This is a genomic window from Salmonella sp. SJTUF15570, assembly GCF_043357055.1.
Classification (GTDB): Bacteria; Pseudomonadota; Gammaproteobacteria; order Enterobacterales; family Enterobacteriaceae; genus Salmonella; species Salmonella enterica.
This window is the reverse complement of sequence record NZ_JBEUKJ010000001.1, coordinates 111,819-137,052: the sequence shown is the minus strand read 5'-3', so window position 1 is coordinate 137,052 and position 25,234 is coordinate 111,819. Positions and strand designations below refer to the sequence as shown.

22 protein-coding genes and 1 other RNA gene are annotated in these 25,234 nt (G+C 50.5%); 10 read left to right on the top strand and 13 right to left on the bottom strand.

Annotation, left to right across the window (positions count from 1 at the left end):
• Positions 1-6: 6 nt before the first annotated feature.
• The 8 genes from ABVN44_RS00715 to ydiK form a co-directional block, all read right to left on the bottom strand.
• Positions 7-1,602, bottom strand: coding sequence for an acyl CoA:acetate/3-ketoacid CoA transferase (locus ABVN44_RS00715; protein WP_000700599.1), 1,596 nt, complete (start codon positions 1,600-1,602; stop codon positions 7-9).
• Positions 1,603-1,755: 153 nt separating this feature from the next.
• A complete protein-coding gene (aroD, locus tag ABVN44_RS00710) occupies positions 1,756-2,514 on the bottom strand; it encodes a type I 3-dehydroquinate dehydratase (protein WP_048348857.1) in 759 nt (252 codons plus the stop codon).
• 44 nt (positions 2,515-2,558) lie between these two features.
• Positions 2,559-3,425, bottom strand: coding sequence for a quinate/shikimate dehydrogenase (ydiB, locus tag ABVN44_RS00705; protein WP_000383488.1), 867 nt, complete (start codon positions 3,423-3,425; stop codon positions 2,559-2,561).
• A 66-nt stretch (positions 3,426-3,491) separates the two neighbouring features.
• Complete coding sequence (locus ABVN44_RS00700; RefSeq protein WP_023232201.1) at positions 3,492-4,727, bottom strand: MFS transporter; 1,236 nt, start codon at positions 4,725-4,727, stop codon at positions 3,492-3,494.
• Between the two features lie 363 nt (positions 4,728-5,090).
• Complete coding sequence (locus ABVN44_RS00695) at positions 5,091-6,302, bottom strand: MFS transporter (protein ID WP_000797666.1); 1,212 nt, start codon at positions 6,300-6,302, stop codon at positions 5,091-5,093.
• Positions 6,303-6,442: 140 nt separating this feature from the next.
• The gene (locus tag ABVN44_RS00690) at positions 6,443-6,802 is read right to left on the bottom strand and encodes a YdiL family protein (RefSeq protein WP_000980455.1); all 360 of its coding nucleotides are present in this window, start codon (positions 6,800-6,802) and stop codon (positions 6,443-6,445) included.
• A 167-nt stretch (positions 6,803-6,969) separates the two neighbouring features.
• Positions 6,970-7,077, bottom strand: an RNA gene (gene rprA, locus ABVN44_RS00685) — antisense sRNA RprA.
• A gap of 182 nt (positions 7,078-7,259) precedes the next feature.
• Positions 7,260-8,378: an AI-2E family transporter YdiK gene (ydiK, locus tag ABVN44_RS00680; RefSeq protein WP_000248615.1), complete on the bottom strand. Its 1,119-nt coding sequence runs from the start codon at positions 8,376-8,378 to the stop codon at positions 7,260-7,262.
• A gap of 264 nt (positions 8,379-8,642) precedes the next feature.
• Between ydiK and ABVN44_RS00675 the strand changes: the two genes are divergently transcribed.
• The 3 genes from ABVN44_RS00675 to ABVN44_RS00665 all read left to right on the top strand — a co-directional run bounded on the left by ABVN44_RS00675 (position 8,643) and on the right by ABVN44_RS00665 (position 12,393).
• Positions 8,643-11,699 carry an FAD-binding and (Fe-S)-binding domain-containing protein gene (locus tag ABVN44_RS00675; protein WP_015405972.1) on the top strand — a complete coding sequence of 1,019 codons (3,057 nt, stop codon included), beginning with the start codon at positions 8,643-8,645 and terminating at the stop codon, positions 11,697-11,699.
• The gene (gene menI / locus ABVN44_RS00670; RefSeq protein WP_000637930.1) at positions 11,696-12,106 is read left to right on the top strand and encodes a 1,4-dihydroxy-2-naphthoyl-CoA hydrolase; all 411 of its coding nucleotides are present in this window, start codon (positions 11,696-11,698) and stop codon (positions 12,104-12,106) included. The genes ABVN44_RS00675 and menI overlap by 4 nt, the downstream gene beginning before the upstream one ends.
• Before the next feature lie 98 nt (positions 12,107-12,204).
• Positions 12,205-12,393, top strand: a complete 189-nt coding sequence (locus ABVN44_RS00665) for a YdiH family protein (RefSeq protein WP_001537749.1) — start codon at positions 12,205-12,207, stop codon at positions 12,391-12,393.
• Between the two features lie 287 nt (positions 12,394-12,680).
• Here the strand turns inward: ABVN44_RS00665 and ABVN44_RS00660 are convergent, their stop codons facing one another.
• Positions 12,681-14,027, bottom strand: coding sequence for an L-cystine transporter (locus ABVN44_RS00660; protein WP_048348856.1), 1,347 nt, complete (start codon positions 14,025-14,027; stop codon positions 12,681-12,683).
• A gap of 426 nt (positions 14,028-14,453) precedes the next feature.
• On the opposite strand from ABVN44_RS00660, the gene sufA reads away from it, so the two are divergent.
• The 7 genes from sufA to ABVN44_RS00625 all read left to right on the top strand — a co-directional run bounded on the left by sufA (position 14,454) and on the right by ABVN44_RS00625 (position 21,129).
• Complete coding sequence (sufA, locus tag ABVN44_RS00655; protein WP_000418970.1) at positions 14,454-14,822, top strand: Fe-S cluster assembly scaffold SufA; 369 nt, start codon at positions 14,454-14,456, stop codon at positions 14,820-14,822.
• 8 nt (positions 14,823-14,830) lie between these two features.
• A complete protein-coding gene (sufB, locus tag ABVN44_RS00650; protein WP_000089383.1) occupies positions 14,831-16,318 on the top strand; it encodes a Fe-S cluster assembly protein SufB in 1,488 nt (495 codons plus the stop codon).
• Between the two features lie 16 nt (positions 16,319-16,334).
• Positions 16,335-17,081, top strand: coding sequence for a Fe-S cluster assembly ATPase SufC (sufC, locus tag ABVN44_RS00645; protein ID WP_000948902.1), 747 nt, complete (start codon positions 16,335-16,337; stop codon positions 17,079-17,081).
• Positions 17,056-18,327, top strand: a complete 1,272-nt coding sequence (gene sufD / locus ABVN44_RS00640) for a Fe-S cluster assembly protein SufD (protein WP_023232086.1) — start codon at positions 17,056-17,058, stop codon at positions 18,325-18,327. Before sufC ends, sufD begins: the two co-directional genes overlap by 26 nt.
• Positions 18,324-19,544 (top strand): cysteine desulfurase SufS, encoded by a 1,221-nt coding sequence (gene sufS, locus ABVN44_RS00635; protein WP_000143859.1) that lies wholly within the window; start codon positions 18,324-18,326, stop codon positions 19,542-19,544. Before sufD ends, sufS begins: the two co-directional genes overlap by 4 nt.
• Positions 19,545-19,556: 12 nt before the next feature.
• Positions 19,557-19,973 carry a cysteine desulfuration protein SufE gene (sufE, locus tag ABVN44_RS00630; protein ID WP_000729470.1) on the top strand — a complete coding sequence of 139 codons (417 nt, stop codon included), beginning with the start codon at positions 19,557-19,559 and terminating at the stop codon, positions 19,971-19,973.
• Between the two features lie 154 nt (positions 19,974-20,127).
• Positions 20,128-21,129 carry a L,D-transpeptidase family protein gene (locus tag ABVN44_RS00625; protein WP_000817060.1) on the top strand — a complete coding sequence of 334 codons (1,002 nt, stop codon included), beginning with the start codon at positions 20,128-20,130 and terminating at the stop codon, positions 21,127-21,129.
• A gap of 68 nt (positions 21,130-21,197) precedes the next feature.
• Here ABVN44_RS00625 and ABVN44_RS00620 read toward each other — a convergent pair whose 3' ends face one another.
• From ABVN44_RS00620 to ABVN44_RS00605, 4 genes are all read right to left on the bottom strand, one after another.
• Positions 21,198-21,437 carry a major outer membrane lipoprotein gene (locus tag ABVN44_RS00620; protein ID WP_039590634.1) on the bottom strand — a complete coding sequence of 80 codons (240 nt, stop codon included), beginning with the start codon at positions 21,435-21,437 and terminating at the stop codon, positions 21,198-21,200.
• An 82-nt stretch (positions 21,438-21,519) separates the two neighbouring features.
• The gene (gene lpp / locus ABVN44_RS00615) at positions 21,520-21,756 is read right to left on the bottom strand and encodes a murein lipoprotein Lpp (RefSeq protein WP_001082307.1); all 237 of its coding nucleotides are present in this window, start codon (positions 21,754-21,756) and stop codon (positions 21,520-21,522) included.
• Positions 21,757-22,066: 310 nt separating this feature from the next.
• On the bottom strand, positions 22,067-23,479 hold the full coding sequence (gene pykF / locus ABVN44_RS00610) for a pyruvate kinase PykF (RefSeq protein ID WP_000751447.1): 1,413 nt from the start codon (positions 23,477-23,479) through the stop codon (positions 22,067-22,069).
• A 401-nt stretch (positions 23,480-23,880) separates the two neighbouring features.
• Positions 23,881-25,224, bottom strand: coding sequence for an APC family permease (locus ABVN44_RS00605; RefSeq protein ID WP_000756089.1), 1,344 nt, complete (start codon positions 25,222-25,224; stop codon positions 23,881-23,883).
• Positions 25,225-25,234: the final 10 nt, after the last annotated feature.

Genomic DNA, 25,234 nt, shown 5'->3' with positions numbered 1-25,234 from the left:
CTCCTTTTAATGTGTTGCGTCAGGAAGCGTGAATCCCATAGTGCTATCGGTAAATAATCTTGTGTCCATCAGTTTTAAATCTGGTGAGATAACCGGTGAAAAATCCATCTTGTCAAGAATATCCCGTTGCAGATCGACGCCAGGCGCAATTTCAATTAAATGCAGGCCATCTTGTTTGAGAGTGAAAACCGCACGTTCAGTGATGTAACGCACGTCTAACCCGCGCTCAAGCGCAATTTTTCCACTGAACGTAATTTCCGGCAGTTCGCTGACGAATTTTTTCACGCGACCTTCCTGCAGAATATTTAATTTGCCATCGGTAATTTCAGTTTTTAAACTTCCGGCCGTCAGAGTTCCGCAGAAAATAATTTTTTGCGACGTTGCGCTAATATCGATAAACCCGCCGGTGCCCATAATTTTGCCGTTGAATTTATGTACACCGACATTACCGTGTTGATCCACTTCGGCAAAACTTAAATAGCAGACATCGAGCCCACCGCCGTGATAAAAATCAAATTGTGAGGTCATATCAAGGATCGCGCGGGTGTTGACATTAGCGCCGAAGGCCACGCCCTGAGAGGTAATACCGCCCACCGGGCCAGTTTCTACGGTCAGCACGAAGTCATCGGCGCAGCCTTCCTCGCGAGCGACCAGACCAATACCGTCGGCAATGCCTACGCCCACATTGCCTACCGCGCCTTTACGCATTTCAAACAGCGCGCGTCGGGCTACCAGCTTGCGCTGATTAAGAGGCAGGGTAAGCTGGGTACTATCATCAAGAGTAAAATCTCCGGAGATAAATCGGTTCACCGGCGCGCCGCCATAGAGTTGCGTCTGGTCGGCGTCGACAACCACAATATCCACCAGATAGCCGGGAATACGCACGGATTTTGGATGCAGCGTGGCTTTTTTTACCATTTTCTGCACCTGCATCATTACAATACCGCCATTATTGTGAACGGCCTGGGCGATCACCAGCGCATCAAGATACATCACCTCATCTTCAAATGATGCATAGCCTTCGCTGTCGCAGGTGGTGGCGCGGATAAAAGCCACATTAGGCGCTATCGCTTTATAATAGAGATATTCTTTATTATCGATCTCTACCAGCTTAATGAGATCTTCTTTAGTCACGTCGTTTAATTTTCCGCCCTGTTGGCGAGGGTCGACAAAGGTACCAATACCGATATCGCTCAGAATACCCGGCTGGTGTGCGGCGCTGGCGCGCAGCGTCTGGGTTAATACGCCTTGTGGGTAGTTATAGGCGGCGATTTTATTTTGTTCAGCCAGTTCAGAAATACGGGGAGATTGCCCCCAATGTCCGCATAGCGCCCATTTTACCAATCCCTCCTGCGCCAGCGGGCTGATGCCGCGATCGGCGCGGTCACCTAATCCGGTAGGGCTAATAATAGATAAATCTCGTGGTGACTGGGTTGTTTGATATTTATCTGCCAGTGCGGTAATTAATGTTGTCGCTTCGAGAATACCGCCGCCTGCGCCCAGAATACATAAAGTGGCCTCATCTGGAATATAATTTACTGCTTCTTGTGCAGAGAGCACGGGAACGCGGCCATTAATGCGTGATGGCTTATTGATTTTCATATTTACTCCACTATTATCCCTGAAAGCAATATCGATATAACCGTGTTAAGGTAATAAAGACAGCGGCTTTCAATGAATATGGAACATATTCATATCAGATAACTATTTATTTTATTGTGGCAGAAAGAGAATATTCCGCCACACGATAAAGTATTACGCCTGGTGCAATATAGTTAATACGGTACGCAGATCGGCTACCGATATTTGTCCCGGCGCAGATGCTTTTTTCACCGCGCCAAACGTTGCTGCAGAACCGAACACTTCGCCGGCAAGACGAGATATTACCCCGGTTTTCGACATCGACATGGTAATAATCGGACGATCCGCATAGCGCTCCTGCATTTCTACAGTGGCGGTAAGTAAGGTCAGGACATCGGCTTTAGTCTGCGGCATGACGGCGATCTTCGGAATATCGGCGCCCAGTTCCTGCATTTTACGCAGACGCTGAACAATCTCTTCCGCTGCGGGCGTTTTATGAAAATCATGGTTAGACATGATCACCGCAACATTGTGTTGATGAGCATAGCCGACGGTGGCTTTCACCTCATCGTCGCCGGTAAAAAGCTCAAGATCGATCATATCGACCAGACCGCTGTCAACCGCTGCACGATTCAGAGCGATATACTGTCCGGAGGTTAGCGCCTGTTCGCCGCCTTCTTTCGCGCTGCGGAAGGTAAATAGCAAGGGTTTATCGGTAATAATCTCCCGGATGGCGCCGGCGGCCTCAAGTACGCTTTCTGCCGTCGTCACGTTGGCAAAATGGTCAACGCGCCACTCCAGAATATCGAAATCCGCTTCACGGTAGGCGAGTGCTTCCGATTTCACATCGGTAATGGTTTTTCCCATTAGCGACACAATGATCTTTGGCGCGCCTTCGCCAACCACGAGATCTCTTACAGTTACGGTTTTCATTTGGTACCCTTCATTGTCATTCGTCGCAATTATAATTTTACCGGTCAGGCTGTGAATCCCATCACCTGCTTCACATAGTCCAATGGAAATGCTTTTCCTGTCCACAGTTCAAACTGTTCGGCTCCTTGCCATAACAACATGCCGTAACCATCAATTGTTTTGCAACCAGCTTGTTGCGCCTGCTGCAATAACTTTGTCATATGCGGATTATAAACACATTCGGTGACCAGCAATTCAGGGCGGAGCAGGGAAACATCGCCGATCAGGGATTCGTTCTCCAATGGTTTCATGCCAACTTTGGTGCCGTTCGTCAGAATATCTGCGCTGGCAAGCGCTTCAGTAAAAGCGTGCTGATCGGCAAGATCGGTGACGGTAACGACGCAATCGGTGTTTTCATTCACCCGCTTCGCAAAGGCAACCGCTTTTTCGAAAAAGTCATCTTTACGGTTAAACAGTTTAATTTCCTTAATGCCTTCAATGGCTGCCTGGGCGCCAATGGCGGTAGCCGCGCCTCCCGCGCCGAGCAGCACCATGGTTTTTCCCCGAATATCGAAACCGCTTTCTTTAATTGCCCGAATATGGCCCGTACCATCCGTGTTGTAGCCGCGTAGATAGCCGTCATCGTTAACAATGGTGTTGATAGCGCCAACCAGTTTTGCTGCTGGCGTTAATTCATCGACATACTCACACGCGAGCTGTTTGTTTGGCATGGAGACGCCCGTACCGCGCATTTTTAATGCTTTCAGTCCTTCAATGGCGCTGGCAAACGTCGTGTTATCCACTTCGAAAGCCATATAGGTATACGGTAGCCCCGCTTTTTCTAACGCTTTGTTTTGCATTTCGGGCGATAAGCTATGACGGATAGGATACGCCATAAGACCAATTAATTCATATTTTGCGGTAACATCCATTTTATACTCCTTAATAAGTGGACAGTGCAGAGCAGGGCGCATGCCTGTTGCGCATCGTTAACATTTTTACTGGAAATAATGCTCGCCAAATCGGACATCGTTTTGCGGGATCTTAAATACGCGATAATAGCGAATAAATACAATAATGGCGGTGATAAATGTCAGTAGTGCAAAGGCAAAATCTAACAAAATGATATATTGCAGGCCAATAGTAGAGAGATAACCGGTAATCAGTGGGATAAGAAAGTTAGCAACGCCCCCCATCATCATATATATACTGGTGACTTTAGCTTTACTCTTAGGGAAAAATTCCGACATTACCGATACACCTAATTGTAAAATACCTCCAGCAGCGGAAAAACCAATCACGAAGGCGCCAGCATTACAGATCAGTGGAGAGGGATACAGATAAATTGCCGCAGCGGTGAGTGTCGCCAGCCCGGCATTGAAAACATTGGCCCAGATGGGGCGAACCATTTTTTTCAGCAATGCGGCAAAAATAAACACGCAAACCAACGATCCCATACTGTAATAAGAGATGGTTTTCAGCGCGTCGGATTCCGCCATTCCGGCGAAGGCCATCGCATATTTAGGCATCCAGACCACAATCACATAGAAGGTTGAGAACGCGGCGACGCCAAATAAAACGGAAGCTACGCCTTCCAGCCAGACGAGGGGAGTACTGTTCATCTGGGGTAATTCCTTCGCAATACTGGCATCGACAAGTTGGCTGGGAAAGCGGCTTTTCAACAGCATCAACGTGATGAGGACGAAAAGGATACCGGGGATTACCACCGCGTAGCCGTACCAGATATGGTTGACTAGCAAGGCGCTGACGATAAGGGGATAAATCATTTGCCCAAAAGAGACCATCGCTTTAACCAGAATAACTGCCGAGCCCGATGCTTTGGGAAAACACTCCATTAATGCAGGGTATCCGCCAGTATCCAGCGCGGAGTTCGCCACGCCGACACACACCGCTAATATGAAAGCGATCATCAGGCTAGGACTGGCGGGAATACCGAAGAAAAATAGCATATATAGTACGGCGCCAAGCAGTATTATTGCCCGACGGCCAAATTTATCGGACAGTACGCCAAAGAATAAAATACTGACCAGACGACCAAGACCAATGCCAGAGATTAAATAGGCGATACCGGCACTATCCGTGGAGAATTTCTGTGCAAGGGAGGTCATGTTCTGGGCTAGTGTAATAACACTCATGCCGTGGAGAAAATAACTAAAATAAATGCAGATAACAGCCAGCAAATATGGCATGTTGCGAGCCTTGTTCTGAGACATTTGTTCACAGCTCCTTGCTGATGGTTTGATTCAATGTCCTGCTTATTACTGCTTTACTACATGCAGCGATTGTTCAGTAACACTATAAGTCGGTACTGTCGTTATATGTACATAACATGGCGTTTAAAATGCCAGGTTTATTGCATTGATAGCATTTCATTTGTTAGCCAGGAAATATAAAAATTGCTGCGAATTTGTTGTTTAACACATATAACTCGTGATGCTCATCGCAATTTTTCTGATAAGTGTGAAGATAATGAATAATAATTAACACGAAAATTACATTTTTTGTTTCCCGGTGATAATGGCTAACGTTTTATTTTGCATAGCAAGGCAATAATATTGCAACTGGCACGCTAACATTTATTGCGCGGTTGACGCTGCTTCAGCGTGATGTTGTGATTCAGCCCGACTTCGGTAACCGATGAACAGTGCGAGGAGAAATCCCGCTGCGGCGATACCGGTATCAAACCACATAATATGTGCAATGCTCATTTCTGAAATCCGCGCTGTGATCAACGGAATAGTGAACGTCGCGATACTGCCGGCGCTGTAATAAATGCCGGTCGCTTTACCTTTCTCCTGTGGAAAACGGGCCGCCATCAGCGTCAGGCCGATTTGTACTACGCCACCGGCGGAAGAGAATCCAATGACGAATGCGAAGATCATAACAACATAGGCCTGAGGATGCAGGCAGACCGTCAGAAGCGCAATAAAAGAGATAAAGGTATAAAACATCAATAATGTGGTAGAGCGAATTGTTTTTCTGACCAGCGGGGCGGTTATAAAAACGCACAGTAGCGAGCCGCAGGTATAAATACTTAACAGTTTGATGGATTGGGTATACGACATTCCTGCGACGAACTGTCCATACTGCGCCAGCCACTGGCTGATAAGGTAAAAGGTTGCCATCGAGATATAGCCATAAAGGGTGTAGCTGATCAGATCGATGAGGGAGCAATGATGTACGCCTGCAACAGGCGCTTGCGAGATTTTGGGTTTCAATATCCGACCAGGATAGGGTGGAAAAGGGCAGCGTAATAAAAACAGAGCATTAATAAGCATGATCGCCCCGGCAAGCAGGAAGGACCAGCCAAACCACATATTAGCCCAGACTAATAAACTGATAATAATGGGCAACAAGAATTGCCCGCCAGAGACAAATGCTTTGATCAGAATATTTGCCGTACTGGGGGAGCGAGGGAAGGCTTCCATCAAACTGGGATAGGTACCTGCATCTAAAAAACTGTTGGCCATACCCGCTAAAAAGCCACAGGCATAAGCGACAAAAATCGTCTGAGCATAAAGAATGCCAATGAAAAAAATCAGGTAACAGGCGGTCCCCAGAATGATAAAAGGACGGCGACCAAAGCGATCGGAAAGCATACCGGCGATTAACAAAACGCTTAGCCGGCCAATACCAAGCGAAGAGATCACAATAGATACGCCTGCGGCACTGGTATGCCATTGCTGTTCAAGCGATGACATGTTCAGGCTCATCAGGATAACCCCCATGCCATGTACAAAGTAATTAAAATACAACCCTACAGCGGTAGGGAAATAACGATTTTTCATATTATCTGACTCAGAGATGCCGCCTGAACGTTACAGTGGTATACACAGGCAGGAAGCATATTGGATAGGGTGACAAGTCAATGTCGTGATTGTGTGGTTTTCTATCCGGTATCAATACGATGCGGCGATAAAGTTTACGTCTAACACAGCCGCTCCAGATCATGTGCGAAAAGTTCGGCAGCAACAGATTGATAAATTTTCCACTCGATAAAATCCCCCTCTGTATAAATGGACTGAAAAGAAGATAAATCAGGGAAGTAACGCATTGTATTATTGCCGATGCGGTTATTTATTTTGTCAACAATGGCGTTAATTCGTCGCTGTCTCCTGGCTTTCATTTCCTTTAACCTGGCAATGATTTCTGGAGAGATGGGAGTGTCGCCAGCTTCCCATCGTTGCCAGGTTGCCGAATTATTATCCTGGGTGATATAGATTGTGCATTCTTCAATCGTCATATCAAAAATACGCCGTAGTGCTTGTAGTTCTAACGCGTTCATCATTTTTTAGGCTTTTATATAAAAAAAGTGATGCTATAAATAGCACCACCGACACCGTTTCGACTTGAACAGAATCACACTATTTTGTGCAATATTATTTGTTCGTTGCAGATATCGCGGTGTTGAAGGAAAACGGGAGCTGGCTTATGTAACAATGCGGCGAAAAAAGTTAAAAAAAAAGCCCATCGTAGGAGACGGGCAAAGACTACACACAGCAATTCGTTGTTTCACTCAGGGGATTTCCATGCTTATAAATCAATGTGTTGATTTATAACCGTGTGCTAATAGTAGGCATGAGCACTTTTTGCGTCGATCAGATTCGTCTCAATAGTTTAAAAACTGTAACGGATTTGCGACAGAAATGAGATGCGGCGGGGAACAGACGGGCGAATCAAAATGGGGTGTGCGTTGAATTTATAAACGTCGCTAAAGCATCGGGCGGCAATGCCGCCCGACGGGATTATGACTGCTTGTTGGCTTCCTCGATGTCATCCAGCTCTTCAAGGATCTCCTCTGGTTCATTCGTCGGCGCCGGAACTTCATGTACCCATGCGGAGAACAAACGCCAGGTCACGGCCAGAAGCACCGGTCCAATAAACAGACCAATCATACCGAATGCAATCAGGCCGCCGATTACCCCGGAAAGGATCAGAAGCAGCGGTAAATCGGCGCCCATGCGGATGAGTACCGGGCGAATCACGTTATCCAGAGTGCCGACGACGGCGCTCCAAACCAGCAGCACGGTGCCCCAGGTGGTGTCGCCTGTCCAGTAAAGCCAGATAATGGCTGGAATCAATACCGGCAACGGCCCCAACTGAACCAGACACGAAAGGATCATCACTACCGTCAACAGGGTAGCGTAAGGCACGCCGGAAATCGCCAGCCCGACGCCGCCAAGTACCGCCTGTACCAGCGCGGTGACCACCACGCCAAGCGCCACGGCGCGGATCGCCTGGGCAGCCAGCAGAACCGCCGCATCGCCGCGTTTAGCCGCGAGACGACAGGCAAAATGGCGTATTCCCATCGCCACTTGTTCGCCGCGCCAGTAAAGCAGGGCGCTAAACAACAGCATCAGGGCGCAGTGCATCATAAAGCGTCCGATATGCGCCGCCTGACCGACAAACCAGGTCGTGGTTGTGCCGATATAAGGCCGCACTTTTGCCATAATAGCGCTACCGCCCATATCCAGCAGGCTATGCCATCCGGCATACAGTTTGGCGCCAACCAACGGAATATTATTTAACCATGCCAGATCGGGTAGCGTCATATCGCCGCCGGTCACTGCATGGATGAGCGGGCCGCTACCGTCGACAATGCTGTTCACCAGCAAGGCGACGGGAATAACGAAGAGCAGCACTAACAGCAGCGTCATGACCAGTACGGCAAGCGAGCGGCGGCCCCACAATATTTTTTGTAATTTCAGCAAAACGGGCCAGGTCGCGATAACAATCGTACCTGCCCATGCAAACCCCAAAATAAAAGGCTGTACTATCCACAAACAGGCCACAATCATGATGGCTAAAAACAGCACCGATAGCAGCACTTGCGCAATATCCCTGGGCTGACGAACATTTACCATAAATACTTTTCACCTTTGTCTTTGCGCCAGAACGTTGGCGCGACGTGAACATGCAAACCACACCCTATAATGATGAGCAATTTCAGCGGTTTTTAACAGGCCGATTCTGCATGTAATTCTGTTGGGCGCACAGGAAAAAAATGTGATACAACAAATAACGCAACACGCAAACGATTAAGCATCCCTTCCTGTGCGTAGACCGCTCGCGCTCGCCGGGTTGGGCGCCACCGTTCACAACATAGACCGCAGGAAAAGGTCAATATAATGATTCCACAAATTTCTCAGGCACCCGGCGTCGTTCAGCTGGTGCTCAATTTTTTGCAGGCGCTGGAGCAGCAAGGGTTTACGGGCGATACGGCAACCAGCTATGCCGACCGTCTGACAATGTCGACCGATAACAGTATCTACCAGCTTCTTCCCGATGCTGTTGTGTTTCCCCGTTCTACGGCGGATGTCGCGCTTCTTGCCCGTCTGGCGGCGGAGCCGCGCTTTACGTCGCTGATATTTACCCCGCGAGGCGGCGGTACTGGCACGAATGGCCAGGCGCTAAACCAGGGCATTATTGTTGATATGTCCCGCTATATGAACCGCATTATTGAAATTAATCCTGAAGAGGGATGGGTGCGGGTAGAGGCGGGGGTGATAAAAGATCAGCTTAATCAGGCGTTAAAGCCGTATGGCTATTTTTTTGCGCCGGAACTTTCCACCAGTAATCGCGCCACGCTTGGCGGTATGATTAATACCGATGCCTCTGGTCAGGGTTCGCTGGTCTATGGGAAAACGTCAGATCACGTCTTAGGCATACGGGCCGTATTGTTGGGGGGCGATATCCTTGACACGCAATCGATGCCCGTAGAGCTTGCCCGGACGCTGGGTGAAAACACGACGATGCCAGGCCGCATCTATCAGACCGTCTATCAGTCCTGCCTGGAAAACCGTCAACTTATCCTCGATAGCTTTCCAAAGCTCAATCGCTTCCTGACAGGCTACGATTTACGCCACGTCTTTAACGATGACATGACCCGCTTCGATCTTACCCGCATCTTAACGGGGTCGGAAGGGACGCTGGCGTTTATTACTGAAGCCCGGCTGGATATTACCCCGATACCCAAAGTCCGCCGTCTGGTAAATGTAAAATACGACTCCTTTGATTCCGCGCTGCGTAACGCCCCTTTTATGGTTGATGCGCGCGCCTTATCCGTCGAGACGGTCGATTCCAAAGTCCTTAACCTCGCGCGGGAAGATATTGTCTGGCACTCCGTTAGCGAATTGATTACCGATGTGCCGGATAAAGAGATGCTTGGCCTGAATATCGTGGAATTCGCGGGTGACGATGAAGCGCTTATTGACGGACAGGTCGAGGCGCTGTGCCACCGGCTGGATGGCCTGATGGCGCGAGCGGAAGCGGGCGTGATCGGCTGGCAACTTTGTACCGATTTGACGGGTATTGAGCGTATTTACGCGATGCGTAAAAAAGCGGTAGGGCTGCTGGGTAATGCGAAAGGCGCTGCCAAACCGATTCCTTTTGCGGAAGATACCTGCGTGCCGCCTGAACATCTGGCCGATTACATCGCCGAATTTCGCGCCCTGCTGGATGGTCATGGCTTAAGTTACGGCATGTTCGGCCACGTGGATGCCGGGGTGCTGCATGTGCGTCCGGCGCTGGATATGTGCGATCCGCAGCAGGAACTGTTGATGAAACAGATCTCCGATGAGGTCGTCGCGCTGACCGCCAGATACGGTGGGCTGTTGTGGGGCGAGCATGGAAAAGGTTTCCGTGCGGAATACAGCCCGGCCTTTTTCGGCGAAGTCCTGTATGGCGAGCTGCGCAAAATAAAAGCGGCTTTTGATCCGCATAATCGACTTAACCCGGGTAAAATCTGTCCGCCGCAGGGGATAGAGGCGCCGATGATGAAGGTGGATGCGGTAAAACGCGGCACCTGGGATCGGCAAATCCCGCTGGCGGTACGGCAGACCTGGCGCGGCGCTATGGAGTGTAATGGTAACGGCCTGTGCTTTAATTTCGATGCGAAAAGCCCGATGTGCCCGTCGATGAAAATTAGCCTTAACCGGATCCACTCGCCGAAAGGGCGGGCGACGCTGGTGCGGGAATGGCTCCGTCTATTGGCCGATCGCGGCGTCGATCCGTTGAAGCTGGAAAAGGAGTTGCCAGAAAAACGCGCCAGCTTACGCACGCTGATTGCCCGCACCCGGAATAGTTGGCACAAACGCAAAGGCGAGTATGACTTTTCCCATGAAGTTAAAGAGGCCATGTCCGGCTGTCTGGCGTGTAAAGCCTGTACGACCCAGTGTCCGATTAAAATCGATGTTCCGGAGTTTCGTTCACGTTTCTTACAGCTTTACCATACGCGTTATCTGCGTCCGGTACGCGATCATCTGGTGGCGACGGTCGAGACCTACGCGCCGCTGATGGCGCGTGCGCCAAAGACCTTTAACTTTTTTATTAACCAACCGGTAGTTCGTAATCTGGCGAAAAAACATATCGGTATGGTGGATTTACCTCTGCTTTCTGCCCCTTCATTGCAACAGCAACTGGTGGGCCATCCGTCCGCTAATATGACGCTTGAGCAACTGGAGCGCATGAGCGCCGAGCAAAAAGCGAAAACGGTACTGGTGGTTCAGGATCCGTTTACCAGCTACTACGACGCCCGGGTCGTGGCGGACTTTATCCGCCTGGCGGAAAAACTGGGCAGGAGGCCGGTATTGTTACCGTTCTCGCCGAATGGTAAGGCGCAGCATATTAAAGGTTTTCTTAATCGCTTTGCGAAAACGGCGAAAAAAACCTCTGAATTCCTTAATCGGATCGCCGCGTTGGGGATGCCAATGGTGGGCGTCGATCCGGCGCTGGTCCTGTGTTATCGCGACGAATACAAACTGGCTCTGGGCGAACAGCGCGGCGATTTTCATGTGTTGCTGGTGAATGAATGGCTGGCGCAGGAAATAAATGCAAGACTGTCCGTCGAGGTGAGCGGCGAACCGTGGTACTTTTTTGGTCATTGTACGGAAGTCACGGCTTTACCCGGCGCGCCTGCGCAGTGGGCCGCCATCTTTGCCCATTTTGGCGCGAAGCTGGAAAATGTCAGCGTAGGCTGCTGCGGTATGGCGGGCACTTATGGACATGAACTCACCAATCATAAAAATTCGCTGGGAATTTATGAGCTATCCTGGCATCAGGCGATGCAACGTCTACCGCGAAACCGCTGCCTGGCAACCGGCTATTCCTGCCGAAGCCAGGTTAAACGCATTGAAGGTACGGGCGTGCGTCACCCGTTGCAGGCATTACTGGAGATTATAGGTTGATCTGGAAACGTGAAGTGACCCTCGATGCGCTTAATGCGATGGGGGAAGGGAATATGGTTGGCCTGCTTGATATCCGCTTTGAGCGTATTGGGGACGATACGCTGGAAGCGACAATGCCCGTCGATCATCGCACCAAACAGCCGTTCGGCTTGCTGCATGGCGGAGCGTCTGTGGTGCTGGCGGAAAGTATCGGCTCGGTCGCAGGCTATCTGTGTACGCAGGGGGAGCAAAAGGTGGTGGGGCTGGAGGTGAATGCCAACCATGTACGGTCGGCGCGTCAGGGGCGCGTACGAGGCGTCTGTAAAGCGTTGCATACCGGGGCTCGCCATCAGGTCTGGCAGATAGAGATCTTTGATGAACAGGGACGTCTGTGCTGTTCTTCGCGCCTTACTACGGCGATTGTGTGACGTTGTCACCATAAAAGTGTGATGCATATTGCTTTTGGTCAAAATGTGCGCAGAAAAAGGTGATATACTGTGCACGTTTACACATAAGCGAGGATGATATGTCTACTGATTTAGACCCAACCCAACTGGCGATTGAATTTTTACGCCGTGATAAAACCGAACTTTCTCCCGCGCAGTATTTGAAGCGTTTAAAACAGCTGGAGTTAGAGTTTGCCGATCTCCTCACCCTCTCTGCAACCGAACTGAAAGAAGAGATCTATTTCGCCTGGCGGTTGGGCGTGCATTAATAAAGTCTGTGTAGGCCGGATAAGGCGTTAGCCGCCATCCGGCTATGTTACCAGGCAATCTCACCAGACCCTGTCCCCAGGTAATAGATAACCCCCTTGATTTTGTTTAAAAAAAATACAGATCGCCATTTGTGCTAAAAAGGCGCGCGCTCTTTATGAGATTATTCTTATGCCCCTTCAAGAGCTAAGCCATTAAGAGTGCCGGAGATAAGCGCCGGATGGGGCCGGAACCCTTAAGCCTGTATTGAACAGACTTAAGGGTTTTTCTTTTCCGGGCGCGTAAAAAACTAAGGTCTGTCAATAACCGCTGGCATGTCGTCAGCCGTATGATTATTCAAAATACGGTTAGCCAGCACACCTGACATCATCGATCCGTTAACGTTCAGTGCCGTGCGGGCCATATCAACGATAGGTTCGATGGCAATAAAAATACCGACCAGCGCAACGGGAAAATTCAACGTCGACAGGACAATCAGCGCCGCGAACGTACCACCGCCGCCGACGCCGGCTACGCCAATAGACCCTAGCGCAATGGCAGGCAACATCGCGGCCAGAAAATGCAGCGAGAGCGGATCAATGCCGATGGTGGGCGCAATCATCGCTACCATAATAGCCGGATAAATCCCGGCGCAGCCATTTTGCCCCATACTGGAGCCAAACGAGGCGGAAATATTGGCAATGGTGCTTTGTACGCCAAATTTTTCCTGGGCGGAAATGGCCAGCGGGATAGAGGCTGCGCTGCTGCGGGAAACAAACGCAAAGGTTAAGACGGGCCACACCATTCTGAAATAACGCGCTGGATTATTACCGCTGAGGATCAGCAAGATGGCATGCACGATAAACATCATGAAAATCGCGATATAACAGGCGCAGATAAAACCAAGTAAGCTGGCGAATTGTTCAAGGCGGTATGATGAAAATACGGTAGTCATTAATGCCATGACGCCATAGGGCGTTAATGCAATAACGATACGTACCATCTTCATGACCCAGATCTGAATAGCGTTAATGCCCGCGCTTAATTTCTGACCTTCTTCCGGCGCCTCTTTTTTGACCTTTAACAGGGCGATCCCCGCTATTAGCGTGAAGATAACGATGCCGATAACGGAAACACTTCTGGCCCCCGTAAGATCAAGAAAAATATTAGTCGGAATCAGCGATGTCACTAACTGGGGAATCGACACCGCGGCAGTCTTATTGACTTCTTCTGTAGTTAACATTGACGGCATGTGCACAAAAGCGCTGGCGTCAAGCCCCAGCACATGAGCGGTCAGTAATCCGATAAAACCGGCAACCATCACCAGGCATAACATGCATCCGACGATCGTCAGCGACATTTTTCCGATGCCGGCGCTATTTTCCAGTTTATTGATGGCGGAAAGAATAGAAATAAAAATTAGCGGTATAGCGACCAGTTTCAACAGATGGACGTAACCATTGCCGACGATGCTGTACCATTCGATAATAGTTTTAGTGTGATTTGCTGAAATAAAATGCAGGGATAAACCAATAACAGCCCCTAAAAAGATAGCGATAAAAACGCTTTTCGACAGGGAATCGCTTTTTTGATTAATTCTCAAGATGACCCACGAGAAAACCAAAAAAAGTGCGATATACGCGAGCGTAACAACCATATTTTAAGCCTCTTGCCTCATTCAGCACCTGAAATGCCGGAAAGAGTTTACATAAACCTATAGCTCAAACTGAGTTATAGAACCGCAGCGGATTATAAAGAGCGCAACGCCAGGTATCCATACAAAAAATGGGGTTCTGACCTCGCCGCCCGGCAATGTCGACAGCCTATTAATTAAATAGTCATTTTCTATACATCTTTTCGTTTTTGACCTGTCAGAACGGTTAATATCTTATAAATCATTACTTATCAAAAAGTTAAGTTGTTTTTTGTCTGTCGTATGACCTGGCGGACAGGGTCTATGCTTAATAAAAGGCGCTCAATATGACCATTTGTTGGAAAGCCCCTGCGGTTAAGGGGTTGAAGTGATAATCATTATCACTAACATGCTGTTATATCCTGGTGATTTAGAACGCGAGGTAACTCTATGGAATTGCATTCAGACACGTTTAACCCGGAGGACTTCCCCTGGCAAGGGCTGACGCTAACGCCAGCGGCGGCAGCGCACATACGTGAGCTGGCAGAAAAGCAGCCGGGCATGTTGGGCGTGCGGTTAAGCGTAAAACAGACGGGATGTGCCGGATTTGGCTATGTTCTGGATACCGTTCGGGAGCCGGATAAAGACGATCTGGTTTTTGAAGCCGAAGGCGCAAAGCTTTTCGCACCGTTACAGGCGATGCCTTTTATTGACGGAACAGAAGTGGATTACGTACAGGAAGGGCTGAACCAGTTATTTAAATTTCATAACCCCAAAGCCCAGAATGAATGCGGCTGCGGCGAAAGTTTTGGGGTATAGGCGGTACTATGTCTCGTAACACTGAAGCAACGGAAGAGGTCGGCATCTGGACAGGCGGACGCCTTAATTACAAAGAAGGATTTTTCACGCAACTACCCACTGATGAACTGGCAAAAGGCATCAGCGAAGAGGTGGTGCGCGCGATTTCCGCAAAGCGTAACGAACCTGAGTGGATGCTGGAATTTCGTCTCAATGCCTATAGAGCCTGGCTGGACATGGATGAACCGCACTGGCTGAAGGCGCACTACGATAAACTGAACTATCAGGACTACAGCTATTACTCTGCGCCATCATGCGGAAACTGCGACGATAGCTGCGTTTCCCAGCCGGGAGCCGTACAGCAAACGGGCGCGAATACCTTTTTGAGTAAAGAGGTTGAAGACGCCTTCGAGCAGCTTGGCGTTCCGGTTCGCGAAGGGAAAGAGGTCGCCGTCGATGCGATTTTTGACTCGGTCTCCGTAGCGACCACATACCGTGAAAAACTGGCGGAACAGGGCATTATTTTCTGTTCTTTTGGCGAAGCGATACACGATCACCCTGACCTGGTCAGGAAATATCTTGGCACCGTCGTGCCGGGGAACGATAACTTTTTTGCCGCGCTGAATGCGGCAGTCGCTTCCGATGGGACATTTATCTATGTTCCCAAAGGCGTGCGTTGCCCGATGGAGTTATCCACCTATTTTCGCATTAACGCCGAGAAAACCGGTCAGTTTGAGCGCACGATTCTGGTGGCGGATGAAGGCAGCTATGTGAGTTATATCGAAGGCTGCTCCGCGCCCGTACGCGACAGTTATCAGCTCCACGCCGCGGTAGTGGAAGTCATCATCCATAAAGATGCTGAAGTAAAATATTCCACCGTACAAAACTGGTTCCCGGGCGACAACAACACGGGCGGCATTCTGAACTTTGTGACCAAGCGGGCGTTGTGCGAAGGGGAAAACAGCAAGATGTCGTGGACCCAGTCGGAAACCGGTTCGGCGATTACCTGGAAATACCCGAGCTGTATCCTGCGCGGTGATAATTCTATCGGCGAGTTCTATTCCGTTGCGCTGACCAGTGGACATCAGCAGGCTGACACCGGCACCAAAATGATCCATATCGGTAAAAACACGCGCTCAACCATTATCTCAAAAGGCATTTCTGCCGGCCACAGCCAGAACAGCTACCGTGGGCTGGTAAAAATTATGCCGACGGCAACCAACGCCCGAAATTTCACCCAATGCGACTCCATGTTGATTGGCGCGGACTGCGGCGCGCATACGTTCCCGTATGTTGAATGCCGCAATAACAGCGCGCAGCTGGAGCACGAGGCGACAACATCACGCATCGGTGAAGATCAGCTTTTCTATTGTCTGCAACGCGGTATCAGCGAAGAAGACGCTATTTCGATGATCGTCAACGGTTTCTGCAAAGACGTTTTCTCGGAACTACCGCTGGAGTTCGCCGTTGAAGCGCAAAAACTGCTGGCGATTAGCCTTGAGCACAGCGTCGGTTAATGATGAAGGAAAAACCATGTTAAGCATTAAAGATTTACAGGTCAGTGTGGAAGAAAAAGCGATTTTGCGTGGCCTGAATCTGGAGATTCGCCCCGGCGAAGTTCATGCCATTATGGGGCCGAACGGTTCCGGGAAAAGCACGCTCTCCGCCACTCTGGCGGGACGTGAAGATTATGAGGTCACCGGCGGCTCGGTTACGTTCAAAGGTAAAGATCTGCTTGAACTGTCGCCGGAGGAACGGGCGGGCGAAGGGATTTTTATGGCCTTCCAGTACCCGGTAGAAATCCCCGGCGTCAGTAACCAGTTTTTCCTGCAAACCGCGCTGAATGCCGTGCGCGCCTACCGCGGGCAGGCGTCGTTGGATCGCTTTGATTTTCAGGATCTGATGGAAGAGAAGATCGCATTGCTGAAAATGCCGGAAGATTTGCTGACCCGTTCGGTAAACGTCGGTTTTTCCGGCGGGGAGAAAAAGCGCAATGATATTTTGCAAATGGCGGTGCTGGAGCCGGAACTGTGCATCCTTGATGAGTCGGACTCCGGACTGGATATCGATGCGTTGAAAATTGTGGCGGAAGGCGTCAACGCGTTACGCGACGATAAACGCGCTTTTATTATCGTGACCCACTATCAGCGCATACTGGACTACATCAAGCCTGATTACGTCCATGTCCTCTATCAGGGGCGAATTGTCCGTTCCGGCGATTTTACTCTGGTCAAACAACTGGAGGAGCAGGGTTATGGCTGGCTTACCGAACAGCAGTAAAGCGCTACAGCAATGGCAACATCTCTTTGAAGAAAAAGGAGAAAGTCGAACTGAGCAGGCAAGACAACATTTACAACAGATGTTACGTCTGGGATTGCCGACGCGTAAACATGAAGACTGGAAATACACGCCGCTGGAGGGCTTAACCCATAGCCAGTTTATCCAGCAGTGTGCGACTATCAGCGCCGCACAGCGTGATGCGTTGGCGCTGCAAATCGATGCCGTGCGGCTGGTGTTTGTCGATGGTCGGTTTATGCCAGAGCTCAGTGATAGCACGCAAAACAGCGGATTTGACGTAAGAGTCAGGGATGAGCGCCAGACGCTTGCCGCGCCGGTACATCCCGAGGTTTTTCTGCATCTGACGGAAAGCCTGGCACAATGTGTCACGTATATACAGGTACGGCGAAATCAGCGTCCGACCAGGCCGCTACTGTTAATGCATATCACGCAGGGCGTGGATGGCGACGAGCTGAACACCGCGCATTATCGCCACCATCTGGCGCTGGCGGAAGGCGCGGAAGCGACGGTTATTGAGCATTATGTCAGCCTTACAGCGGCAAAACATTTTACCGGCGCGCGTCTGACGATGAACGTTGCAGACAATGCGCAACTGCGTCATATCAAACTGGCGTTTGAAAATGCGTCCAGCTATCACTTTGCGCATAACGATCTTCTGCTGGCGACAGACGCCTCGGCGTTTAGCCACAGTTTTCTGCTGGGCGCCGCAGTACTACGTCACCACAGCAGCTCACAACTGAATGGTGAAAACGCGACGCTTCGACTGAATAGTCTGGCGATGCCGGTGAAAAATGAAGTTTGCGATACGCGGACATGGCTGGAACATAACAAAGGCTACTGTAACAGCCGCCAGTTGCACAAGACCATCGTCAGCGACAAAGGACGCGCGGTCTTTAATGGCCTGATTAACGTGGCGCAACACGCCATTAAAACCGACGGCCAGATGACCAATAATAACCTGTTGTTGGGGAAACTGGCTGAAGTCGATACCAAACCGCAATTAGAGATCTATGCCGATGACGTGAAGTGCAGCCACGGCGCGACGATCGGGCGTATTGACGATGAGCAGATGTTTTATCTGCAATCACGCGGCATCAGACAGCAGGAGGCGCGGCACATGATTCTTTACGCGTTTGCCGCAGAGTTAACGGAAGCTATCCATGATAGCGCCCTTAAACAGCAGGTGCTGGCGCGAATCGGCCAGCGACTGCCCGGAGGCCTGGTATGACATTTCCTGTAGAAAAAGTACGGGCGGATTTTCCCATACTGCAGCGTGAAGTTAACGGCCTGCCGCTGGCTTACCTGGACAGCGCAGCCAGCGCTCAAAAACCTAATCAGGTGATTGATGCTGAATCTGCCTTCTACCGTCACGGCTATGCTGCGGTACATCGGGGTATCCATACGTTAAGCGCGCAGGCGACCGAAAGCATGGAGAATGTGCGTAAGCAGGCGTCGCGGTTTATTAACGCCCGCTCCGCAGAAGAACTGGTGTTCGTGCGCGGTACGACGGAGGGCATTAACCTTGTCGCCAACAGTTGGGGAACGGAAAATATTCGCGCCGGGGATAACATTATTATCAGCGAGATGGAGCATCACGCCAACATCGTTCCCTGGCAGATGCTGTGCGAGCGCAAAGGCGCCGAACTGCGCGTGATCCCATTGCATCCTGACGGTACGCTGCGGCTGGAGACCTTAGCTGCGCTGTTCGATGACCGGACCCGACTGCTGGCCATTACCCATGTTTCCAATGTGCTGGGGACGGAAAACCCACTGCCGGACATGATTGCGCTGGCGCGCCAGCATGGGGCGAAAGTGCTGGTGGATGGCGCCCAGGCCGTGATGCACCATGCTGTTGACGTCCAGGCGCTGGACTGCGATTTTTACGTTTTCTCCGGCCATAAACTTTACGGGCCGACCGGCATCGGCATTCTGTATGTTAAAGAGGCGTTGCTGCAAGAAATGCCGCCGTGGGAAGGGGGCGGGTCGATGATCTCGACCGTCAGCCTGACACAGGGAACGACATGGGCGAAAGCGCCCTGGCGTTTTGAGGCGGGAACGCCGAATACTGGCGGCATCATCGGTCTCGGCGCGGCGATTGACTATGTGACGTCGCTGGGACTGGATAAGATTGGCGATTATGAGCAGATGCTGATGCGCTATGCGCTGGAGCAACTGGCGCAGGTGCCTGATATCACGCTGTATGGTCCGGCGCAGCGGTTGGGCGTCATCGCGTTTAATCTGGGTAAACACCATGCTTACGACGTCGGCAGCTTTCTTGATAATTACGGTATCGCGGTACGAACGGGACATCACTGCGCAATGCCGCTCATGGCCTGGTATGGCGTGCCGGCAATGTGCCGGGCTTCGCTGGCGATGTATAACACCCATGAAGAAGTGGACCGACTGGTGGCAGGATTAACGCGTATCCACCGCTTGTTGGGATAACAGTGAGGTTTTATGGCTGCGTTACCGGATAAAGAAAAATTGCTGCGTAACTTTACGCGTTGCGCTAATTGGGAAGAGAAATATTTATATATTATTGAGTTGGGGCAGCGCCTGGCGGAGTTAAATCCGCAGGATCGCAATCCGCAAAATACGATTCATGGCTGTCAGAGCCAGGTGTGGATCGTGATGCGGCGAAACGCCAACGGCATTATCGAATTGCAGGGCGACAGCGACGCGGCGATCGTTAAAGGCCTTATGGCGGTGGTATTTATTTTGTACCACCAGATGACGGCGCAGGATATTGTACATTTTGATGTCCGGCCATGGTTCGAAAAAATGGCGCTTACGCAGCACCTCACGCCTTCTCGTTCTCAGGGGCTGGAAGCAATGATTCGCGCAATTCGCGCTAAGGCCGCCACTCTTAGCTAAACTGTACAGACAGCGTTCTACCTGATGTCAAATCCTTTGTCGGACGGCGACGTCGCTTTATCCAGAGTGGACAGAGCGTATATTTTGTTGTTCTGATAAGCGAAGCGCTACCAGTCGTCGCAGAGGGCATCACCAGGAATACAGGAGGTTTGGTATGAAACGTGCGTCTTTCATTACGCTAACTATTATCGGCGCGTATAGCGCGTTACAGGCAGCCTGGGCGGTTGATTATCCATTACCGCCCGAAGGCAGCCGTCTTATTGGTCAGAATCAAACCTATACCGTACAGGAAGGTGATAAAAACCTGCAGGCTATCGCCCGGCGTTTTGATACGGCGGCGATGCTCATTCTTGAAGCGAACAATACGATTGCGCCGGTGCCTAAGCCCGGTACGCTAATTACCATTCCCTCGCAGATGCTATTGCCGGATGCGCCCAGGGAAGGCGTTATCGTCAACCTCGCGGAGCTACGGTTGTATTATTACCCGCCGGGAGAAAACCGCGTTCAGGTGTATCCCATCGGCATCGGTTTGCAGGGACTGGAAACTCCCGTCATGGACACCCGGATAGGGCAAAAGATCCCCAACCCGACGTGGACGCCGACGGCGGGCATACGCCAACGTTCGCTTGAGCGGGGGATCACGCTGCCACCGGTGATCCCTGCCGGGCCAAATAACCCGCTGGGACGCTATGCGCTGCGTCTGGCGCACGGTAATGGGGAATATCTCATTCATGGCACCAGCGCGCCGGATAGCGTGGGTCTGCGCGTGAGTTCCGGTTGCATTCGCATGAACGCGCCGGACATCAAGGCGTTATTTGCGCAGGTCAGAACGGGGACGCCGGTAAAAGTGATTAACCAGCCGGTGAAATTCTCTGTCGAGCCGAATGGCATTCGTTATGTAGAGGTACACAGGCCGCTATCGCCGGAAGAAGAGCAAAACGTGCAGACAATGCCCTATGTGTTGCCTGCGGAATTTACCGCGTTCAGAAACGCACAAGGGGTGGATAGTCGCCTGGTCGATAAGGCGCTATACCGGCGAGCCGGGTATCCAGTCAGCGTGAGCGCCGGGCAGACGCCAGCGGTAAATACGACCGCAGTCGAATCCGCTCAGAACGGTTTTGTCGGGGAAGAGGGGCAAACGCGCGTCACGCAGTAGCCTTCGCGCAAACGACGGACAAAAAAATGGCGCACGATGTGCGCCATTTTATATCGTGCGTCAAATTACTAACGGACGTGGGATACTACTTTGTTGTCCAGACGCTGGTTTGCGCGAGCTGCGTCGTCTTTAGCAGCCTGAACGTCGGAACGCATTGCATTTACGTCATTACTCAGTTGCTCAACTTTAGCGCTCAGCGTCTGTACATCGGAAGACAACTGATCGATTTTAGCGTTGCTGGAACAACCTGCCAGTAACGTGGAACCCAGAACTACTGCACCTAAGATCAGTTTGTTAGTGCGGTTCATAACAATAACCTTGTATTTTGTGTGGTTATATAGGTAAAAAAAATGGCGCACGATGTGCGCCATTTTTATTACGCAGGTACTATTACTTACGGTATTTAGTAGCCTGGTTGTCCAGACGCTGGTTAGCGCGAGCTGCGTCGTCTTTAGCAGCCTGAACGTCGGAACGCATTGCGTTCACGTCGTTGCTCAGCTGGTCAACTTTAGCGTTCAGAGTCTGAACGTCAGAAGACAGCTGATCGATTTTAGCGTTGCTGGAGCAACCAGCCAGCAGAGTAGAACCCAGGATTACCGCGCCCAGTACCAGTTTAGTACGATTCATTATTAATACCCTCTAGATTGAGTTAATCTCCATGTAGCGTTACAAGTATTACACAAACTTTTTTATGTTGAGAATATTTTTTTGATGGGAATGCACTTATTTTTGATCGTTCGCTCAAAGAAGCATCGAAATGCATGAAAGTCCCTAAAAAACCGAAAGAAAACAGGGGGCTTCCATCGGATTCTTCTTAGATAATCCGCAATTAGATAGTAAAATCCGATTTGATTTTTTTATTAATAGTGGCTATCGATTAAATAAAAAAAGCGCCGGAAGGGCGCTTTTTTAAACAAATTAATTCACACAACAATTATTACAGTACGTGAACAGAGGCGGTGTTAGTGGTGCCGCTTGGAACCAGCGCGCCGGAGACCATCACTACGACGTCGCCTTTCTGGGCGAGGCCGCTTTGCAGGGCGACATCTTTGCCCAGACGGTAGAAATCATCAGTAGAATTGATTTCTTTCACCAGCTGCGATACCACGCCTTTGCTCAGTACTAACTGACGGGCGGTCACTTCATTGGTGGTCAATGCCAGGATGGTGGCGTCCGGGAAGTATTTGCGCACGGCGCGAGCGGATTTACCGCCCTGGGTCGCTACCACGATCAGCGGCGCTTCCAGTTTTTCGGCGGTTTCTACCGCGCCGCGGCATACTGCTTCCGTAATGCGCAGTTTACGGCTGTCGTTGTTGTAGTCCAGACGGCTGTTCATGACGCGGTCGGTACGTTCGCAGATGGTCGCCATGATAGAAACGGCTTCCAGCGGGTATTTCCCTTTTGCGGATTCGCCGGACAGCATAACCGCATCCGTACCGTCGAGGATGGCGTTCGCAACGTCGCCTGCTTCTGCACGGGTCGGACGCGGATTTTTGATCATAGAATCCAGCATCTGAGTCGCGGTGATCACGACTTTACGTGCGCGGATACATTTTTCGATCATCATTTTCTGCGCAAAAATCACTTCTTCAACCGGGATTTCTACGCCCAGGTCGCCACGCGCAACCATGATGCCGTCGGAAGCTTCGAGAATTTCATCGAAGTTGTTCAGGCCTTCCTGGTTTTCGATCTTAGAGATAATCTGGATGTTTTCGCCGCCGTGGGCTTTCAGATGCTCGCGAATTTCGACAACGTCAGAACGTTTACGGATAAAGGATGCCGCAACAAAGTCAACGCCCTGTTCGCAACCGAAGATCAGATCCTGTTTGTCTTTTTCAGCCAGCGCCGGCAGAGCAATAGAAACGCCCGGCAGGTTAACGCCTTTGTTCTCGCCCAGATCGCCGTTGTTCAGCACCTTACAAATGACTTTATTGCCTTCGATGGCGGTCACTTCCATACCGATCAGACCATCGTCAACCAGGACGGTGTTGCCAACGCTCAGGTCGCTGGTGAAGCCTTCATAGGTGACGGCAACGATTTCATTATTACCGACCACGGATTTGTCGGTGGTAAAAGTGAAGGTTTGGCCCGCTTTCAGCGAAACGTCGTTACCGCCTTCCAGTTTAATGGTGCGGATTTCTGGTCCTTTAGTATCAAGCAGAATAGCGGCTTTTTTACCAGTTTTGCTCATCACGTTGCGCAAGTTCTGGATACGCTGACCGTGTTCTGCATAATCGCCATGAGAGAAGTTCAGACGCATCACGTTCATGCCCGCGTCCAGCATTTTGCTTAACATCTCTTCGGATTCGGTTTTCGGACCGATAGTACAAACAATTTTCGTCTTTTTCATGACAGTCTTAGTCTTTAAGTTGAGGAGGATATGGAAATCTGGCTTCGGGCGCGCACGGCCCGGAAGCTAAGCCTGTGTTGCTAAAGTGATGATGCCTCGCTCTAAGGATAGGTGACATCGAAAGAGCGTGCAGAGGAATGTGTGCTCGCGTTTCAGCCCAACGGGAAGGGGATAATTTTAGTCGTTGAGTTTTACAGTCCAATGCGCTGAAACCATTCAAGAGACAATTGGCGCGCATTATACGCTGAAATTTACAAAAAAGGAAAATGAAAACCCTGTTTCAAAAGACATCTGTGCAGATCCACAACGGTTTGTTATTACGCTGTTTACGATGTCGCTGGCGATAACGCCGCCCGAACAGGGGCGGCGTTGCGCAACAGTGGGTGTTGTTGCGCATAATGTCAATCGAGCAACTTTTTGCCTTCCAGGTCGATGGCGATGTTTTGGTTGTGTGCTTTTCGATAGCACAGAATCGCTATCCCGATCGCCGCCCAGCTAATTCCGAGTATCAGAGCGTGAATGTTCATGTTTAAACAGACGTAGCCGATGACGATCATCCCCATGATCGGCGAAATGACATGGGCGAAAATGCGCCGCTGGGCTTTCATCCGGAAATTGAACAGGATAAACACACACAGGTTCACGACAAAAAAAGCGAAAAGCGCGCCAAAGTTCACCAGCGTGGAGATAGATTCAATCTTGCCGGAAAACAGGTAGCTGAGCAGCAGGGTGACGCCGCCGGTAAACAGAATGGCATAATCCGGCGTTTTACGCGTGGTATGGACGTGAGCGAGGAAGGCGGGCAACATTCGGTCGCGCCCCATTGAAAATAGCACTCTGGACACCGCCGTTTGCGCGGTAATAATGTTGCCGACGGCGCACACAAACGCCACAATGATGGAAAATGCCACTTTGAGCCAGATACCGCCAACGTTGCCGGCAATGGTGAAAAATGCTTCATTCGTCGCATTGCCTTCCGCGAAGCGGTCGACATTACCGGTGGCGAACGCCGCAAACGCCACAACGATAATAAACAGTACCGTCGCCAAAACTAACGCCAACAGCGTTGCTTTACTGACGGCGCGTCCCCCGCCTTCGCTTTCTTCACTTAATGTACTGATAGCGTCAAAGCCGAGAAAGTTCAGCGCAGCCACCGAAATCGCCGTCGCGATGAGCCCTGGGGTGAACCACTGTGAATCGAAAAAAGGCCGGAAGGAAAGCGTTATCTGACTACTGTCCAGCAGCATCAGACGGACAATGAGTAGCACGAAAATCGCCAGAATACCGAGTTGAATAAAGACCAGTAACTTATCGAATTTCGCCGTTTGCTGTATCCCGAGATAGTTGACTCCGGTGCCAATAGCCACATAAATCAACGGCCAGACCCAGACCGGGATTTGCGGTAAAATAGCGTGGACCGCGACGCCGCCCAGCACTGCCACGAGCGTAGGGAACAAAAGATAATCCAGCAGTAATATCCATCCGGTCAGAAACCCTACGGCGGGATTAATGCATACGCCAGCATACGCATAGGCCGAACCCGACGAGGAGATATGCTGCGATAAGGTAGAGTAGCTGTACGCGGTAAAAAACATCGCGATCGCGCCAATAATATAAACCAGCGCAACCATACCGTGCGAAAGATTATAAACGACGCCATAAAGAGAGACTGGCGCGATAGGCACCATAAACACCAGACCATAAAGCACTAAATCGGTAAGAGACAATTTTTTGACTTTTTTCATGATAAATACC

Excerpts from the sequence above, each read along its gene's own strand:
- pykF (WP_000751447.1), bottom strand. The coding sequence starts at position 23,479 with ATGAAAAAGACGAAAATTGTTTGTACTATCGGTCCGAAAACCGAATCC.
- sufB (WP_000089383.1), top strand. The coding sequence starts at position 14,831 with ATGTCTCGTAACACTGAAGCAACGGAAGAGGTCGGCATCTGGACAGGC.
- ABVN44_RS00700 (WP_023232201.1), bottom strand. The coding sequence starts at position 4,727 with ATGTCTCAGAACAAGGCTCGCAACATGCCATATTTGCTGGCTGTTATC.
- sufS (WP_000143859.1), top strand. The coding sequence starts at position 18,324 with ATGACATTTCCTGTAGAAAAAGTACGGGCGGATTTTCCCATACTGCAG.
- sufD (WP_023232086.1), top strand. The coding sequence starts at position 17,056 with ATGGCTGGCTTACCGAACAGCAGTAAAGCGCTACAGCAATGGCAACAT.
- sufE (WP_000729470.1), top strand. The coding sequence starts at position 19,557 with ATGGCTGCGTTACCGGATAAAGAAAAATTGCTGCGTAACTTTACGCGT.
- ABVN44_RS00695 (WP_000797666.1), bottom strand. The coding sequence starts at position 6,302 with ATGAAAAATCGTTATTTCCCTACCGCTGTAGGGTTGTATTTTAATTAC.
- ABVN44_RS00620 (WP_039590634.1), bottom strand. The coding sequence starts at position 21,437 with ATGAACCGCACTAACAAACTGATCTTAGGTGCAGTAGTTCTGGGTTCC.
- ydiK (WP_000248615.1), bottom strand. The coding sequence starts at position 8,378 with ATGGTAAATGTTCGTCAGCCCAGGGATATTGCGCAAGTGCTGCTATCG.
- ABVN44_RS00690 (WP_000980455.1), bottom strand. The coding sequence starts at position 6,802 with ATGATGAACGCGTTAGAACTACAAGCACTACGGCGTATTTTTGATATG.
- ABVN44_RS00660 (WP_048348856.1), bottom strand. The coding sequence starts at position 14,027 with ATGGTTGTTACGCTCGCGTATATCGCACTTTTTTTGGTTTTCTCGTGG.
- aroD (WP_048348857.1), bottom strand. The coding sequence starts at position 2,514 with ATGAAAACCGTAACTGTAAGAGATCTCGTGGTTGGCGAAGGCGCGCCA.
- sufA (WP_000418970.1), top strand. The coding sequence starts at position 14,454 with ATGGAATTGCATTCAGACACGTTTAACCCGGAGGACTTCCCCTGGCAA.
- sufC (WP_000948902.1), top strand. The coding sequence starts at position 16,335 with ATGTTAAGCATTAAAGATTTACAGGTCAGTGTGGAAGAAAAAGCGATT.
- ABVN44_RS00665 (WP_001537749.1), top strand. The coding sequence starts at position 12,205 with ATGTCTACTGATTTAGACCCAACCCAACTGGCGATTGAATTTTTACGC.
- ydiB (WP_000383488.1), bottom strand. The coding sequence starts at position 3,425 with ATGGATGTTACCGCAAAATATGAATTAATTGGTCTTATGGCGTATCCT.
- lpp (WP_001082307.1), bottom strand. The coding sequence starts at position 21,756 with ATGAATCGTACTAAACTGGTACTGGGCGCGGTAATCCTGGGTTCTACT.
- ABVN44_RS00605 (WP_000756089.1), bottom strand. The coding sequence starts at position 25,224 with ATGAAAAAAGTCAAAAAATTGTCTCTTACCGATTTAGTGCTTTATGGT.
- ABVN44_RS00625 (WP_000817060.1), top strand. The coding sequence starts at position 20,128 with ATGAAACGTGCGTCTTTCATTACGCTAACTATTATCGGCGCGTATAGC.
- ABVN44_RS00715 (WP_000700599.1), bottom strand. The coding sequence starts at position 1,602 with ATGAAAATCAATAAGCCATCACGCATTAATGGCCGCGTTCCCGTGCTC.
- ABVN44_RS00675 (WP_015405972.1), top strand. The coding sequence starts at position 8,643 with ATGATTCCACAAATTTCTCAGGCACCCGGCGTCGTTCAGCTGGTGCTC.